Source organism: Pseudomonas sp. F8002 (assembly GCF_013385495.1).
Classification (GTDB): domain Bacteria; phylum Pseudomonadota; class Gammaproteobacteria; order Pseudomonadales; family Pseudomonadaceae; genus Aquipseudomonas.
Genome location: NZ_JACAPW010000025.1, coordinates 1 through 15481 on the forward strand (window position 1 = coordinate 1; position 15481 = coordinate 15481).

The 15481-nt window shown below is 59.4% G+C and carries 15 protein-coding genes; 3 read left to right on the forward strand and 12 right to left on the reverse strand.

Features of this window, described 5'->3' with window-relative positions; translation table 11 throughout:
- Nucleotides 1–45: 45 nt before the first annotated feature.
- The 9 genes from msrQ to mrcB form a co-directional block, all read right to left on the reverse strand.
- On the reverse strand, nucleotides 46–666 hold the full coding sequence (gene msrQ, locus HX811_RS19105; RefSeq protein WP_177046901.1) for a protein-methionine-sulfoxide reductase heme-binding subunit MsrQ: 621 nt from the start codon (nucleotides 664–666) through the stop codon (nucleotides 46–48).
- Nucleotides 666–1679 carry a protein-methionine-sulfoxide reductase catalytic subunit MsrP gene (gene msrP / locus HX811_RS19110; RefSeq protein WP_003212121.1) on the reverse strand — a complete coding sequence of 338 codons (1014 nt, stop codon included), beginning with the start codon at nucleotides 1677–1679 and terminating at the stop codon, nucleotides 666–668. Before msrP ends, msrQ begins: the two co-directional genes overlap by 1 nt.
- A 63-nt stretch (nucleotides 1680–1742) precedes the next feature.
- Nucleotides 1743–2600: a CDP-diacylglycerol--serine O-phosphatidyltransferase gene (gene pssA / locus HX811_RS19115; protein ID WP_003212123.1), complete on the reverse strand. Its 858-nt coding sequence runs from the start codon at nucleotides 2598–2600 to the stop codon at nucleotides 1743–1745.
- A gap of 144 nt (nucleotides 2601–2744) precedes the next feature.
- Complete coding sequence (ilvC, locus tag HX811_RS19120; protein WP_003212125.1) at nucleotides 2745–3761, reverse strand: ketol-acid reductoisomerase; 1017 nt, start codon at nucleotides 3759–3761, stop codon at nucleotides 2745–2747.
- A 50-nt stretch (nucleotides 3762–3811) separates the two neighbouring features.
- Entirely contained in the window at nucleotides 3812–4303 is a 492-nt protein-coding gene (gene ilvN / locus HX811_RS19125) for an acetolactate synthase small subunit (protein WP_003176102.1), read from the reverse strand.
- Nucleotides 4304–4305: 2 nt separating this feature from the next.
- Nucleotides 4306–6030, reverse strand: coding sequence for an acetolactate synthase 3 large subunit (locus HX811_RS19130; RefSeq protein ID WP_008436892.1), 1725 nt, complete (start codon nucleotides 6028–6030; stop codon nucleotides 4306–4308).
- A 431-nt stretch (nucleotides 6031–6461) separates the two neighbouring features.
- Nucleotides 6462–6791, reverse strand: coding sequence for a YqcC family protein (locus HX811_RS19135; protein WP_003212129.1), 330 nt, complete (start codon nucleotides 6789–6791; stop codon nucleotides 6462–6464).
- The gene (locus tag HX811_RS19140; protein WP_008436887.1) at nucleotides 6791–7531 is read right to left on the reverse strand and encodes a M48 family metallopeptidase; all 741 of its coding nucleotides are present in this window, start codon (nucleotides 7529–7531) and stop codon (nucleotides 6791–6793) included. Before HX811_RS19140 ends, HX811_RS19135 begins: the two co-directional genes overlap by 1 nt.
- Before the next feature lie 16 nt (nucleotides 7532–7547).
- Complete coding sequence (gene mrcB, locus HX811_RS19145) at nucleotides 7548–9872, reverse strand: penicillin-binding protein 1B (RefSeq protein WP_102604517.1); 2325 nt, start codon at nucleotides 9870–9872, stop codon at nucleotides 7548–7550.
- Between the two features lie 118 nt (nucleotides 9873–9990).
- On the opposite strand from mrcB, the gene HX811_RS19150 reads away from it, so the two are divergent.
- From HX811_RS19150 to HX811_RS19160, 3 genes are all read left to right on the forward strand, one after another.
- Nucleotides 9991–11547 carry a bifunctional aminoglycoside phosphotransferase/ATP-binding protein gene (locus HX811_RS19150; protein ID WP_003212136.1) on the forward strand — a complete coding sequence of 519 codons (1557 nt, stop codon included), beginning with the start codon at nucleotides 9991–9993 and terminating at the stop codon, nucleotides 11545–11547.
- Between the two features lie 94 nt (nucleotides 11548–11641).
- The gene (locus HX811_RS19155; protein ID WP_008436884.1) at nucleotides 11642–11986 is read left to right on the forward strand and encodes a pentapeptide repeat-containing protein; all 345 of its coding nucleotides are present in this window, start codon (nucleotides 11642–11644) and stop codon (nucleotides 11984–11986) included.
- 200 nt (nucleotides 11987–12186) lie between these two features.
- Nucleotides 12187–12459, forward strand: coding sequence for a TfoX/Sxy family protein (locus tag HX811_RS19160; protein ID WP_003212140.1), 273 nt, complete (start codon nucleotides 12187–12189; stop codon nucleotides 12457–12459).
- Between the two features lie 249 nt (nucleotides 12460–12708).
- Here the strand turns inward: HX811_RS19160 and HX811_RS19165 are convergent, their stop codons facing one another.
- From HX811_RS19165 to HX811_RS19175, 3 genes are read right to left on the reverse strand one after another with little or no spacing between them, the layout of a single operon-like run.
- Entirely contained in the window at nucleotides 12709–13476 is a 768-nt protein-coding gene (locus HX811_RS19165) for a heme ABC transporter ATP-binding protein (protein ID WP_177046903.1), read from the reverse strand.
- Nucleotides 13476–14513, reverse strand: coding sequence for an iron ABC transporter permease (locus tag HX811_RS19170; RefSeq protein WP_003212144.1), 1038 nt, complete (start codon nucleotides 14511–14513; stop codon nucleotides 13476–13478). Before HX811_RS19170 ends, HX811_RS19165 begins: the two co-directional genes overlap by 1 nt.
- Nucleotides 14510–15388, reverse strand: coding sequence for a hemin ABC transporter substrate-binding protein (locus tag HX811_RS19175; protein ID WP_177046905.1), 879 nt, complete (start codon nucleotides 15386–15388; stop codon nucleotides 14510–14512). The genes HX811_RS19170 and HX811_RS19175 overlap by 4 nt, the downstream gene beginning before the upstream one ends.
- Between the last annotated feature and the right edge of the window lie 93 nt (nucleotides 15389–15481).

A 15481-nucleotide genomic window follows, 5' to 3' on the forward strand; every position in this document is an offset into this window, starting at 1 on the left:
AGTGGGGCGAATTATAGACTTCAAGAATCTGCCGTCAAGGGTTAATTACGCTTTTGTTGCAGAAGATGGTTTTTTAGCAATAAGACGGGGAATTCGGCGCGTCACCGGTGGTATACGCAGGACCAGAAGCACCACCCCTATAGATGCATAGATAGCCCACTCCTTCAGATCTGCCCGCACGATCCACAACATATGCAGCAAACCAAGCCCGAGAATCACGTAAACCAAACGATGCAGTTTCTTCCAGCGCGCACCAAGGCGACGCTGACTGTATCGGTTGGAGGTGACTGCCAGCACCAATAGAGAAAGGAATCCCAAGGTACCCACAATAATGTAAGGCCGCTTCCGTAGCTCAACCCCCAACTGCGACCAATCCAACCCAAGGATAAACACGCAGTAAGCAGCGAGATGCAAAACCACATAGGCAAAGCACCACAATCCCAGTTGCCGTCGCACGGCGATCCACCCCGCCCAACCACTGAGCTTCTGCAACGGTGTCATACCCAGGGTTATTAACAACAGAATCAAGGTGCCAAGCCCGAGCCGATCCATCAGCACCTTGCCCGGGTCAGGTCCCAGCGCAAAGCTCCAGGCCTCGTACAGCCAGAACAGCGGCCACACCGCCGCTGCTATAAAGACGCCGATGCGCCAGATCGGATAGCGCATCAATAGTTCTTCCGCAGATCGAGGCCCGTATAAAGAGAAGCGACTTCATCGGCGTAGCCGTTGAACATTTGTGTCTCACGCACATTGGGACTGAACAGCCCGCTGGGCAACCGCCGCTCCCGCGCCTGGGTCCAACGCGGATGGTCGACGGTAGGATTCACATTTGCGTAAAACCCATACTCACTCGCGGCAATACTTTGCCAGGTGGTTTTCGGCTGCTCGCTGACCAGGCTGATGCGCACGATCGACTTGACGCTCTTGAATCCGTACTTCCACGGCACCACCAACCGCAACGGCGCGCCGTTCTGGTTCGGCAGCTCCCGCCCATACATGCCCACCGCAAGGATCGCCAGGGGATTCATCGCCTCATCCAATCGCAGCCCTTCTACATAAGGCCAGTCGATCAAGGCGAAGTTGGACCGCTGCCCCGGCATGCTCTTGGGATCCTGCAGGGTTTCAAAACGGATGTACTTGGCGTTCGAGGTCGGTTCGACGTGCTTGAGCAGTTCCGATATAGGGAACCCTATCCACGGAATGACCATCGACCACGCCTCTACACAGCGCAGTCGATAGATTCGCTCTTCCAACTGATAGGGCTTCATGAAGTCTTCAAGCGCATAGCGCCCAGGTTTGGCGACCTCACCATCTATCACCACACTCCACGGCTCAGTCTTCAGAGATCCGGCATTGGCTGCAGGGTCGCCCTTGTCCGTACCGAACTCATAGAAGTTGTTGTAGTGGGTTGCGTCCTTGAAAGGGGTGATGGCCTCGTCCTTGACGGTAATCGCCTGCCATTTGGTACCCGGCAGCTTTTCGGCAAACCAGCCAGGTGCATTGCCCGGCTCGACATCGGCATAACGTGCCGCATCATCCGCACTGGCCCAACGCGGCAGGCTGCTGGCAGCCAGGCCGGCAAGCGCACCACCGAGCAAGCTGCGGCGAGAGAAATAGAGGGATTCAGGCGTGACATCCGATTCTTGGCAATCAGACGCTTTGGGAAACTTGATTAACATGGCAACTCCGCAGCTTTGGAGGACAGATGCACCAATAGACTGCGGAGTATGGGGGAAATTACATTAAGGCAACGTTTTGCGCTGACGAAGATGCAGAAGGTACTGCACCGGGCCGGACGCGGCATACACAAGGAAAGCCAGCAGCAGGATTCGCGGCGGATCACTGAAGACCACGGCAAACACCAGCACCACTGCCAGGATAGCGACAAACGGCACACGCCCTTTGAGATCCAGCTCCTTGAAGCTGTTGTACTTGATATTGCTGACCATCAGCATGCCGGCCGCCGCAACCATCAAGGCCACCAGGAACGACATCTTGGAACCCTGGATACCGTAGTCGCTGAATGCCCAGACAATACCGGCTACCACACCCGCCGCAGCCGGGCTGGCCAAGCCAATGAAGTAGCGCTTGTCGGCAGTCCCCACCTGGGTATTGAACCGCGCCAGACGCAATGCCGCGCCCGCCACATAGATGAAGGCAACCATCCAGCCAACCTTGCCCATATCACCCAGCGCCCAGGCAAATGCCAGCAGCGCCGGCGCCACACCAAAGGCAACCATGTCCGACAGCGAGTCATACTCGGCGCCGAAGGCACTCTGGGTGTTGGTCATCCGCGCAACCCGGCCATCCAGGCCATCAAGGACCATGGCGACGAAGATCGCAATCGCAGCAAAACCAAAGTACTTGCTGGCCCCGGCCGCATCGCCGGCCGCCAACGCACTCTGGGCACTCATGGAATTGATGATGGAGTAGAACCCCGCGAACAGGTTCGCAGTGGTGAACAGATTGGGCAGAAGATAGATGCCACGATGCCGGACTTTACGGCCTTCAGCATCGTGCCCTTCTTCGACATGTTCATCGATCGGTAGCAGGCTTTCGGCGTCAGAGGCCTGGTTTGGCTCTTCGGGACGTTCGCTCATGGACTTTACCTTGCAACGGTGTGAAAAATTTCGACAGAAACTTGCGGCGAGTGTTCGCCCGCAAACGATGCAGCTTTATACCAGAACCTGCCCCGCAAACGAAAAAACGCGGCCTAAGCCGCGTTTTCCCTTGATCCGTACGACTTAGTTTTTGGCTTTGTCGACGATCTTGTTGGCACCGATCCACGGCATCATGGAGCGCAGTTGCTCGCCGATGATCTCGATACCGTGAGCGGCGTTGTTACGACGCTTGGCGGTCATCGAAGGGTAGCCGGTTGCACCTTCGCTGATGAACATTTTGGCGTATTCGCCGTCCTGAATACGTTTCAGGGCGTTGCGCATGGCCTGACGGGACTCGGCGTTGATCACTTCCGGGCCAGTCACGTACTCGCCGTATTCGGCGTTGTTGGAGATCGAGTAGTTCATGTTGGCGATACCGCCTTCGTACATGAGGTCAACGATCAGCTTCAGTTCGTGCAAGCATTCGAAATAGGCCATTTCCGGCGCGTAGCCAGCTTCAACCAGGGTTTCGAAACCGGCCTTGACCAGCTCAACGGTACCGCCGCACAGAACGGCTTGTTCGCCGAACAGGTCGGTTTCAGTCTCGTCCTTGAAGGTGGTTTCGATGATGCCGGTACGACCGCCACCCACGCCAGCAGCGTAGGACAGTGCGACGTTCTTGGCGTTGCCCGAGGCGTCCTGGTAGATCGCGATCAGGTCAGGGATACCGCCGCCTTTGACGAACTCGGAGCGCACGGTGTGGCCCGGTGCTTTCGGCGCGATCATGATCACGTCGAGGTCGGCGCGCGGCACAACCTGGTTGTAGTGGATCGCGAAGCCGTGGGAGAAGGCCAGGGTGGCGCCCTTCTTGATGTTCGGCTCGATTTCGTTCTTGTACAGCGCGGACTGGAACTCGTCCGGGGTCAGGATCATGACCAGGTCGGCAGCCGCAACAGCAGAAGCAACGTCAGTCACTTTCAGGCCGTGGGCTTCAGCCTTGGCAACAGTGGCCGAGCCTTTGCGCAGGCCAACAGTCACGTCAACGCCGGAATCTTTCAGGTTGCACGCTTGGGCGTGGCCCTGGGAACCGTAGCCGATGATGGCGACTTTTTTGCCCTGGATGATCGACAGGTCACAATCTTTATCGTAATAAACTTTCATGAGGTTCCTCTATATATCCAGGCCGTTTAAGGCCATTCGCTAAATTTGAGTTAGATGCTGAGTACTTTGTCGCCACGAGCAATCCCGGTGACGCCACTGCGTACAGTTTCCAGAATCGAGGCCGTCCCGATCGACTGGATGAAGCTGTCCAGCTTGTCGCTTGTACCGGTCAGTTGAACGGTATAAACGCTGGCGCTCACATCGACGATCTGCCCGCGATAAATGTCGGTCGTGCGCTTGATCTCGGCCCGTTGTGCACCCGTGGCCTTGACCTTGACCAGCATCAGCTCACGCTCGATGTGGGCACTCTCCGACAAGTCGACCAGCTTGACCACTTCGATCAGCTTGTTGAGGTTCTTGGTGATCTGCTCGATCACCTCATCATGGCCAACGGTGGTCAGCGTCAGACGCGACAAGGTCGGGTCTTCGGTCGGCGCCACGGTCAGGCTTTCGATGTTGTAGTTGCGTTGCGAAAACAGTCCGACCACACGTGACAGAGCGCCCGGTTCGTTCTCCAGAAGCAGGGAGATAATGTGCCGCATGATTAGGTACGCTCCGTCTTGTTCAGCCACATATCGCGCATGGAGCCGTCTTTGATCTGCATCGGGTAGACGTGCTCGCTGGTGTCGACCTGAATATCGAGGAACACCAGGCGGTCCTTCATGGCGAACGCCTCTTCCATCATCGGCTTCAAATCCTTCAGATCGGTGATGCGCATGCCGACATGGCCATAGGCTTCAACCAATTTGACGAAGTCAGGCAGAGACTCCATGTAGGAATGGGAGTGACGGCTGCCGTAGCTCATGTCCTGCCACTGACGAACCATGCCCAGTACACCGTTGTTCAGGCAGACGATCTTCACCGGCAAGCCATACTGCAGGCACGTCGACAGTTCCTGGATGTTCATCTGGATACTGCCTTCGCCGGTGACGCATGCAACGTCAGTATCCGGAAAGCTCAGCTTCACACCCATGGCCGCAGGGAAACCAAAGCCCATCGTGCCCAGGCCACCGGAGTTGATCCAGCGGTTAGGCTTGTCGAACTTGTAGTACTGCGCCGCGAACATCTGGTGCTGGCCCACATCGGAGGTCACAAAGGCATCGCCTTTGGTCACTTCGCACAGGGTTTCGATCACGGTCTGTGGCTTGATGACGCTGCCATCACCCTTGTCGTAAGGGAACAGGCCGCGATCACCGCGCCACTCGTCGATCTGCTTCCACCAGCTGGCAACGGAATCCTTGTTCGGGGCTTCGCCGATTTCCTTCAGCGCAGCGACCATTTCGGTCAGCACGCTTTCCACAGGACCAACGATAGGCACGTCGGCCTTGATGGTCTTGGAGATGGATGCCGGGTCGATATCGATGTGGATGATCTTGGCATTCGGGCAGAACTTGCTCGCGCCATTGATCACCCGGTCATCGAACCGCGCACCGACGGCGAGGATCACGTCAGCATGGTGCATGGCCAGGTTGGCGGTGTAGCTGCCGTGCATGCCGAGCATGCCGACGAACTGACGGTCCGAACCCGGGAACGCGCCGAGGCCCATCAAGGTGTTGGTGACTGGCAGGTTGAGCAGCTTGGCCAGCTCGGTCAGCGGTGCAGAACCGCCGCCCAGAATCACCCCACCACCCGAATAGAGCACCGGACGCTTGGCCGCCAACAGCATTTCCGCCGCCTTGCGGATTTGCCCCGAGTGCCCGCGAACGGCCGGGCTGTAGGAACGCAGCTTGGCTTTCTTCGGGAAGATGTATTCGAATTTTTCCGCCGGGTTGGTCATGTCTTTCGGGATATCGACCACCACAGGGCCCGGGCGACCGGACTGTGCGAGGTAGAACGCCTTCTTCATGACTTCCGGGATTTCCGAGGCATGCTTGATCATGAAGCTGTGTTTCACGATCGGCCGGGAAATACCGATCATGTCGGTTTCCTGGAATGCATCGGTACCGACCATGGTGCTCGCAACCTGGCCGGAAATGATCACCATCGGGATGGAGTCCATATAGGCCGTCGCGATGCCGGTAATGGCATTGGTCGCGCCAGGGCCGGAAGTCACCAGTACCACACCGGCTTTACCGGTGGCACGGGCGTAACCGTCAGCCATATGGGTAGCAGCTTGTTCGTGGCGAACCAGGATGTGGGTAACAGCCGGTTCCTTGAACAGTGCGTCGTAGACATGCAGCAGAGCACCACCTGGGTACCCGTAGATATAGTCGACGCCTTCGTCACGCAAAAAGCGGACGAGCATCTCACCGCCAGATAAAAGCTCCACGTTGTTCACCTCTAAAACGCCAGAATACCGTCCGTTAAAAACCGACGGGTCTTAATAGGTTTACTTCTCAGCAGAGCATGAGCGACGGTGGTCGCCGACTACGTCAGCACTGACTGAGCAAGTATTGGGAGCGTCCCAAGTGTTGCGGGATTTTCCCACCCAGCGCGAGGTAACGCGTTGCGGGTGTAACAGGTCGGCGCGGGTATGCGCCTCATGATCTGCTGAGTGGGTCTGCTTCTGGCAGTCCCTCTACAGCGGACTTTGGATTCTTCTGTTTCAGCCCCTCCAAGTCAAGCAATAATTGCGCTTTTTTCCAACTAAGCGCATGAGAACGTAGAAGAAAGGGGCTTGAGGAGGGATAAAACTCGCCTGAATGGCGCAAAGCGGTAGAAATATGCGCAAGACTGCCGGAAAAACCGGCAGCCAGGCAATTAACGAGCGTCGACGATCAGTTGATCGAACTTTTTCAGCGCAGTCCGCAGGCCAAGGCTCTCAAGTGGCCGATCGGCGTAAACCATCTCGGCCATCTCCAGAATCCCCGACGCATTGGGCAATGGCAGGTCCTGTTCGAGGATTTGCTTCATCCGTGTCAGGAAAATCCATTGCAGCCACTGGTGAAAGTCCAGCGTGTCGACGGAAAAAGGCTCAACACTGCTCAAGGCTTCAGCACTGGGGGACACTTCGTCCCACCAGCCCTGCAAGCGCAGTTCGCGCTCGATCAACAACAACTGTTCGGCAATCGCCGGAAAGCGTGCATCCATCAGAGGCTTACCTTGGCTTTTTGCCGAGCCTGGGCGGCGCCGGCAGCATCGCCTTGCTTCTCGCGGGCATCACCGATCAAGCTCCACAGGCTGGCCTGCAGGTCTGGACGGCCATTGGCCAGGGTCAGGCCGCGGCGGGCAAATTGTTCAGCTTGTGGGGCATCGCCTTGGGCCATGCGAACCTGAGCCAGGCGGTATAGCACTTGCGGTTCACGCGGTGCCACGCGCTGGGCGCGCTCGAGGCTCGACGATGCGCCGTTCAAATCGCCACCCGACTGCTGCTGTTGGGCAGTGGTGAGCAACGCCAGCACCGGGCCATCCAACTGCTCATCGGCTGACAGACCGCCGGCACTGCTGGCGGAAGGAATTCCACTCGGCGTCGACGGCATGTTGTAGGTGCCCTGGTTGATCGGTGCCGTTTGAATCGGCGTGGCGTCGATCGGGCCCGATGTACTTGGGCCTGGGGTCCACGGCTGAGTACTGATCGGAGCCGAGGTGGCAGCACCACCACCCGGGATCATCACCACTACACCGGAGTCCTGAGGCACGGCTTGCGCCTGGGGCCGGGCCTGGGCGGGACGGTTGGTAACGGTTTGGCGGAAGCCGCCGTTGGCCGAGATCCGGTCGTTGTTGGACACCGTTGTACTGGAGTCCACCACCGGAATAGAGCCCCGCTCCACGCTGGCGCAACCACCGAGCAATGCCAAAACTGTAATAGCTGGAATCAACAACTTGTTCACGTGAAACCCTCTTTGCTTAATTCATCCAGCCCTTGACCCAATCCATCACCGATTCAGCACTGGCGGGCGCACTGGCTCCGCAGGCTGCACCGGGTGGTGGCTCGCTGCCGCGAATATACGGCATCTGCACCGCGCCCGGACAGTTGGCATCGGAACCCTGGCCGGTGTGCGGATCGATCCAGGCCTGGACGATATTGTCCGGCTGCGGCATGTTCAGCGGCAGTGGATCGGCCTTTTTCATGAAACTGGTCCATACCTGCAACGCGCCGGTGGCACCGGTAAACGGCGTCTTGCCGTTGTCATCACGCCCCAGCCAAACCACTGCCAGCAGGTCCTGGCTGAACCCTGCGAACCAGCTGTCCCGCGAATCGTTACTGGTACCGCTCTTGCCAGCCAGTGTCAGGTTGGCCGGCAGCACGTTGTAGGCCGAGCGCCCGGTACCTTCGCGCATCACGCGCTGCATGGCGTTCTGGATCAGGTAGATCGAGGCCGGGTCAAAGCGTTGCTGAATCTGGAACGGATAACGCTTGAGCGGTTCGCCTTCGGCCGTCAACACGCTCCGGATTCCACGCATCGGCGTATTGAAACCACCGTTGGCCAGGGTCTGGTACATGGTCGCCACTTCCATCGGGCTCATCGCACCCGCACCCAACAGCATCGATGGGAACGCCGGGAACTCGCGAGTGATGCCCAACCGGCCGAGCGTCTTGAGCACGTTCGGCACGCCCAGCTCAAGGCCGAGGCGGGAAGTCGAGATGTTGTAGGAGTGCGCCAAGCCCTGGTACAGGAAAATCGTACCGTGGGAGCGACGATCAAAGTTATGCGGCGTCCACATCTGGCCATCAGCCCCTTTGACCGACAGCGGGTCATCGGACAGCCAACTGGTCAGCGTGTACTTGCTCGGTTTTTCCAGCGCGGTCAGGTACACCGCCGGCTTGACCAGCGAGCCAATCGGCCGCACCGCGTCCAGCGCCCGGTTGAACCCGGCAAAGCTGGCCTGGCGACTGCCGATCATGGCCTGGACTTCGCCGGTTTCCGGGTTGGTCACCACCATCGCAGCCTCGACGTCGTCAGAGCCTTTACGACCTGTCAGGCGTTTGAACGTGTCATTGACCGACGCTTCGGCCTTCATCTGCAGGATCGGGTCGAAACTGGTGAAGATCCGCAGGCCTTCTTCGGTCAAGTCTTCGTCGCGGTAGTCTTCACGCAGTTGGCGTTTGACCAGGTCGATAAAGCCCGGGAAGGAGCTGTCGGCGAGCTTGCCGCGGGTGGTTACACCCAGTGGCATTTTCTTCGCGGCGGCCACTTGTTCAGGGGTGGCGACACCTTGCTGCTCAAGTACATCCAGCACCAGGTTACGGCGCTCCAGCGCCCGCTCCGGGTTGCGACGCGGGTTGTAGTAGGACGGCCCCTTGACCATGCCCACCAGCAGCGCCACCTGGTGCAACTTCAGCTCGGACAACGGCTGGCCGAAGAAGAACTGGCTGGCCAGACCAAAACCGTGGACGGCACGCTGACCGTCCTGGCCAACGAACACTTCATTGAGGTACGCCTCAAGAATTTCCTGCTTGCTGTAGTGCAGCTCCAGCAGCATCGCCATCATGGCTTCGGTCAGCTTGCGGGTCAGGCTGCGCTCGTTGGTCAGGTAGAAGTTCTTGACCAATTGCTGTGTCAGCGTACTGCCGCCCTGGGTCATCTTGCCGCCGGAGGTGTTGACCCAGATGGCGCGCGCGATGGACTTCGGTGATACGCCCCAGTGGCTGTAGAAATCCCGGTCTTCGACGGCGATCAGGGTATCCAGCAGGTAAGGCGGCACCTGATCGATCTTGATCAGGATGCGGTCTTCCAGGTTTTTCGGATAAATCCCACCGATCATTAAGGGTTCCAGGCGCACCACCGGCAACTTCGAGCCGTTGAGCGAGGACAGTTCGGCTACGTAGTCGCCAGAGAAACGCACGCGCACCGGCTGGGGTTTTTCCAGGCCTTCATAGAACTGGAAGCCGCGGGTGTTCAGGTCAACCGTGTTGCCGCTGACGGCAGCGGCGCCGGGGCCATTGCTCACGGGTTCGCGGCGATAGCCCAGGGCATCGAGCTCGGTGAGGAAGTCATCCTTGCTCAGCTTCTGGCCGCTGAACAGTTCCAGCGGGCGCGCGTAGACCTTGGCCGGAATGGTCCAGCGCTTGCCGGAGAACTTCTCCTGGACCACGGCATCGAGGTAAACCGCGAAGCCGGCGATCACGACAAGCCCTACCAGGCTGAGCTTAAGCGCCCAGCCCAGCCAAGGGCGCAGGCCGCGGGAAGGAGGTTTTTTACGGGAACGGGGAGATCGGGTACGAGTCATGGCGGCGGATTATACGCACTTTATTGATGACCAACATGAGCCGGACAGCGGTTTGCACGACCGCCTGTAGGAGCCATAATGCCCGCCATGAATTTTCCCAGACTCTGAAGGATCGCCCGTGAGCCAGTCCCTGATTGCTGCCCTGCAAAACCCGGCCCTGTTTCCCCATCCGGTGGATCAGTTCCAAGTCATCGAGACCCATATTTCCTGGGTCCTGCTCACTGGGCCCTATGCTTACAAGATGAAGAAGCCGGTGAATTTCGGTTTCCTCGATTTCACCACCCTGCAAGCCCGCGGACACTTCTGCAATGAAGAGCTGCGCCTCAACCAGCGCCTGACCGATGATTTGTATCTTGAAGTGTTGCCGATCACCGGCAGCGCCGAGGCACCGCAGTTGGGCGGCGACGGTCCGGTGGTCGACTACATGCTGAAAATGCGCCAGTTCCCGCAAAGCCAACTGCTCAGCACTCTGCAGGCCAACGGCGAACTGACCAGCGCGCACATCGACGAAATGGCCAGGCAGATCGCGCATTTTCACCTGAATGCCCCGAAAGTCCCGGCCACTAACTCTGCTGGCACGCCGCACGATGTCATGGCACCGGTGCTTCAGAACTTCGAGCAGATCCGTCCGTTCCTCAGCGACAAGGCCGACCTGGCACAACTGGACGCCTTGCAGGCCTGGGCCGAAAGCAGCTTCGAGCGCCTCAAGCCACTGTTCGAACAACGCAAGCTCAACGGCTTCACCCGCGAATGCCACGGTGATATCCACCTGGGCAACGCCACGATGATTGATGGCCACGTGGTCATCTTCGACTGCATCGAGTTCAACGAGCCGTTCCGCTTCACCGACGTGTATGCCGACACCGGCTTTTTGGCGATGGACCTGGAAGACCGCGGCCTCAAGAGCCTGGCACGACGCTTCATCAGCCAGTACCTGGAGCTGACCGGCGACTATCAAGGCCTGGAAGTACTGAACTTCTATAAAGCCTACCGCGCCCTGGTACGCGCGAAGATCGCGCTGTTCAGCATGCCTTCCGAGGCGGATGCGGTGCAGCGCGCTACCACCCTGCGCCAGTACCGCAACTACGCCAACCTGGCAGAAAGCTACAGCACCATCCCATCGCGCTTCCTGGCCATCACCCATGGCGTATCGGCCGTTGGCAAAAGCCATGTATCCATGCGCCTCGTAGAAGCATTGGGGGCGATTCGCCTGCGTTCGGACGTAGAGCGCAAGCGCCTGTTCGGCGAGCAGAAGGTCGAGAACACGCCGCAGGCCGGGATCTACGCCGCAGACGCCAGCGCCGCGACCTACGCGCGCCTGAACGAAATCGCCGACACCGTACTGCGCGCCGGTTTCCCGGTGGTATTGGACGCGACCTTCCTCAAGCGAGAACAACGCGACGCGGCGGCCAAGATCGCCGAGGCCACCGGCGCGCCATTCCTGATCCTTGACTGCAATGCGCCACAGGCGGTAATCGCCGCTTGGCTGGCACAACGTCAGGCGGACAAGAACGACCCTTCCGACGCCACCCTGGCCATCATCGAAGAACAGCAGGCCACCCGTGACCCGCTCAGCGCCGAGGAGTTGCTGCTCAGCAAGCGCGTGGAGACCAATGAAAGCGGGACCCTGGACGCATTGGTGGCACATATTCGCCAGCGTCTGCCGGGGCTGTAAGAAATATTTCTTGGTCGTGCAGCCTTCCGGGGCTCACGGCCGAGAAATAGTGGCACTATAATGGCGCCATAATTCCAACACGGGAGTCGCCATTGTGAGCCAGCCGAAGCTACTTGATACCCCGCTGTACGCGCTTCTGCATAAAGATGATATCCGCGGCTTCAACCAGGAGCGTCCGAAAGACGGCACCATCGATATGCGCGGTGGCGACTTTCGCGGCCTGGACCTGCGCGACCTGAATGCCGAGGGCGTGGATTTCACCGACGCTTATTTCCGCTCCGCCGACTTGCGCGGCCTGGATTTGCGCGACTGCCCGCTGGAAGGGGCGAGCCTGGCGCATGCCCAGATCTCCGGCACTTATTTCCCCCCTGAGTTAAGCGCCGATGAGATCCTGATGTCCGTCAATTTCGGCACACGCCTGCGCTACCGCACTCGCTAAACCGCTGCATCGGCTCCCGGCTACGCACAGGGCGTACCGGGGGCTTCACCCTTTCCTACGCTAAAACCCCCGCCTGCCTTAGAAGCTTTTAGGTCGTTGCCGACCAAAGAACTACGCTTTTCCTACTGAGCGCTACACTCCTTTCAGGCTTGCCTGGTCACGATACCCACCGAACCATTCGGCCGTCGCAAGGAGGCTTGATGAATGATGAGCTGCAACACCTGAAAAACCTTGGCAAGACGTCGGCGCAATGGCTGCATGCGGTGGGCATCCACAGTGCGTCCGACCTACGCCGCTTGGGGGCAGTCGACGCGTACCGTGCCGTACGCACCCGCGGTTTCAGGGCATCCAAAGTGTTGTTGTATGCCATTGAAGGCGCGCTGATGGATGTGCACTGGAATGACATTCCCGTTGAACGCAAGGAAGCTTTAAATCGTCAGCTGGACGCTCTGACGGCACGCCAAAAGAATTGAGACGCCAACTTGCGCCCGTGTTTACGGGGATTCCAAACAGAAGTTTGAGGAAATTCGAAGAGGCCGCAAAAACAAATGTTGACTCTCAAATGAGAATCGTTATGATTATCACAACTGGTCGCGAGATCAGCCGATAACTGAAAGACCATTGGTTCGGACTCTCAGATTATCTCCTCATCAGGCTAATCACGGTTATTTGACCCGGCTCTTGCCGGGTCTTTTTTTGCCCATAAAAAACTGCGGCGATTTTCAGCGGGCAATGATCAACGGATGGCCGCGCTCCGGATGCGGCTGCACCAACACATCCAGCCCGAATACCGCCTTCAGCGGCTCAGGCCGCAACACCTGTGCCGGTGTGTCCAACGCATGGGGCCGGCCATCCTCCAGTAACAGGATGCGATCACAGTAGCGCGCCGCCAGGTTCAGGTCGTGAAGGATCACCAGCACCGCCGCGCCACGGTCGGCAAAGCGGCGGATCGCCTGCAAGGTGGTGTGCTGGTGCAGCGGGTCAAGCATTGACGTCGGCTCATCCAGCAACAAGGTCTGCCCCGTCTCACCCGGCCATAGCTGCGCCAACACCCGTGCGAGATGCACACGCTGCCGCTCGCCGCCCGACAACGCCAGATAGCTGCGCCCGCTCAAATGGCTAACGTCGGCAGCCTGCAAGGCAGCATTGATGATTTCATCGTCACGCACCCGGCCCGTCTGATGAGGCAAGCGCCCCATGCCCACCACCTCTTCGACGCGAAAGGCAAAGTCCAGGGTCGAAGTCTGCGGCAACACCGCCAGCCGCTGGGCACGCTGCGCTCCGCCCCAGTCTTTCAACTCACGCTGATCCAGCCACACAAGGCCTTGGTCGGGCTGCAACTCGCCGCATAACGCACCGAGCAATGTACTTTTTCCCGCACCGTTGGGGCCCAATACGCCGAGCACTTCTCCTGGCAGCAGGTCCAGGGTGATGTCCGCCAGCACAGTTTTGCGCCCACGGCAGATCTGCAGGTCTTCTACTCGCAGCATCAGGCGCGCCCTCGTAACAACAGGTAGAGGAAAAACGGCGCACCGATAAACGCGGTAACAATGCCGATCGGTAATTCCGCCGGCGCCAAGGCCAGGCGCGCCACCAGATCGGCAAACAACAGCAAACTCGCCCCCGCCAGCACCGAGGCTGGCAGCAGCACCCGATGATCCGGCCCCGCCAGCAGGCGTACCAGATGCGGCACCACCAGCCCGACAAAGCCGATCATCCCCGCAGCCGCCACGGCCGCGCCCACGCCCAGCGCGGTGCAGAACACCAGTTCGCGCTTGAGGCCTTCAACATCAATGCCCAAGTGACTGGCTTCCGACTCACCCAGCAGGAGTGCATTCAGCGCCTTGGCCCGGCGCGGCAGCCACAGTGCTACGCCGGCGCTGACCAGCAGCAGCGGCCATAAGCGCGAGTAGCTGGCGCCATTCAGGCTGCCCAGGTTCCAGAACGTCAGGGTGCGCAAGGTAGCGTCATCTGCCAGGTAGGTGAACAGGCCCACCGCCGAACTGGCGAGCGCCGTCAGGGCGATACCCGCCAGCAACATGGTCGCGACGTTGGTTTGGCCGTTGCGCCGCCCCAGGCGATAGACCAGCGCTGTTACCCCCAAACCGCCGAGGAAGGCACACAACGACAGCAGATAAGGCCCGAGGGCATCCGGCAAACCGCCAAAAAACGAACCACCGACAATCGCAATCGCCGCGCCCAACGCTGCACCGCTGGAAACCCCGACCAACCCGGGATCAGCCAAGGGGTTGCGAAACAGCCCCTGCATTGCAACGCCGGAAAGTGCCAGAACCCCACCGACGGCCAATCCCAGCAACGTACGCGGCAGGCGAATCTGCCCGAGGATCAGCTCCGCCTGCTCCAGGCCTTGGGCCTCGATTGGCACACCCATCAAGCGTAAGGCTGCCCGCAGTGTGTCCATTAACGGCAAACTCACCGGCCCCAGGGCCAATGACAACCAGATCGCCAATACACACAGCAGACTCAAGCCGATAAACAGGGTTCGCGGTTTAACCAGAGTGGTCATGGGGCGGTATTAGCCTGAGACGGATAGAACCCGGCAGACAGCTTCACCAGGCTTTGCGGCAAGCGTGGCCCAAGCCCGCCAACCAGCAGCGTCGGGTCCAGTTCATAGACGCGTCCATTCCTGGCCGCTGGCGTCGAAGCCAGGATCGGGTTTTCCTTGAACAACGCGGCGCGGGCCGCATCCCCGGTCAAAGCGCGATCGGCAAACACCAGCACCTCAGGATTGAGCCCCGCCAGCGACTCTACGGAAAACGGCTTGTAACCATCGTGGGTCGCCAGGTTATGGCCGCCGGCCTGCTGCAACATCCAGTCAGCCGCCGTGTCTTTGCCCGCAATCAGCGGTTTGCCGCCGGCATGTCCCAGCAGCAACAGCACTCCAGGCGCCTTTTGAGTGGCCTGGGCCTTGGCCACCCAGTTCTTTTGGTGGTCAAGTTGTTGCTGATAGTCACTGAACAGTTCTGCAGCCTTCGCTTCGTTACCCAGCAGCTTGCCCAAATGCTGAAGGTTGCCCTGCAGCGTCGGCAGATCCGGCTCGGCTGAAAACAGCTCCACTTTCACACCGGCATTGCGGATTTGCGCCAACACCGGTGGCGGCCCCATTTCCTCGGTGCCCACCAGGATTTGCGGGCGCAGGCTCAGAATGCCTTCCGCCGACAACTGACGCTGGTAACCAATGCTCGGCAACGCCTTGAGGGATTCCGGATGCTGGCTGGTGGTATCCACGCCCACCAGCTTTGACTCACCGCCCAGGGCCGTCACCCATTCCGACAACGCACCACCGGCGCTGACCCAGCGTTGTGGCAGTTCAGAGGCCTGGGCCCCAGCGTTGACCAGCAGTCCGACAACGAGCGCGATAGCACTGGCACTCAGGCGCATAAAAGGGTTTCCTTCCAAGGGGTGAGCCCGCTGAAACGCTCGCAATGTGACAGATCAAGGCTGCCCGACATCGTACAGAGCGCCCAGTCAGCT

Coding starts and splice junctions, on each gene's coding strand:
- pssA (WP_003212123.1), bottom strand. CDS start 2,600: ATGAGCGAACGTCCCGAAGAGCCAAACCAGGCCTCTGACGCCGAAAGC.
- msrP (WP_003212121.1), bottom strand. CDS start 1,679: ATGTTAATCAAGTTTCCCAAAGCGTCTGATTGCCAAGAATCGGATGTC.
- HX811_RS19135 (WP_003212129.1), bottom strand. CDS start 6,791: ATGGATGCACGCTTTCCGGCGATTGCCGAACAGTTGTTGTTGATCGAG.
- mrcB (WP_102604517.1), bottom strand. CDS start 9,872: ATGACTCGTACCCGATCTCCCCGTTCCCGTAAAAAACCTCCTTCCCGC.
- HX811_RS19175 (WP_177046905.1), bottom strand. CDS start 15,388: ATGCGCCTGAGTGCCAGTGCTATCGCGCTCGTTGTCGGACTGCTGGTC.
- msrQ (WP_177046901.1), bottom strand. CDS start 666: ATGCGCTATCCGATCTGGCGCATCGGCGTCTTTATAGCAGCGGCGGTG.
- ilvN (WP_003176102.1), bottom strand. CDS start 4,303: ATGCGGCACATTATCTCCCTGCTTCTGGAGAACGAACCGGGCGCTCTG.
- HX811_RS19165 (WP_177046903.1), bottom strand. CDS start 13,476: ATGCTGCGAGTAGAAGACCTGCAGATCTGCCGTGGGCGCAAAACTGTG.
- ilvC (WP_003212125.1), bottom strand. CDS start 3,761: ATGAAAGTTTATTACGATAAAGATTGTGACCTGTCGATCATCCAGGGC.
- HX811_RS19160 (WP_003212140.1), top strand. CDS start 12,187: ATGAATGATGAGCTGCAACACCTGAAAAACCTTGGCAAGACGTCGGCG.
- HX811_RS19170 (WP_003212144.1), bottom strand. CDS start 14,513: ATGACCACTCTGGTTAAACCGCGAACCCTGTTTATCGGCTTGAGTCTG.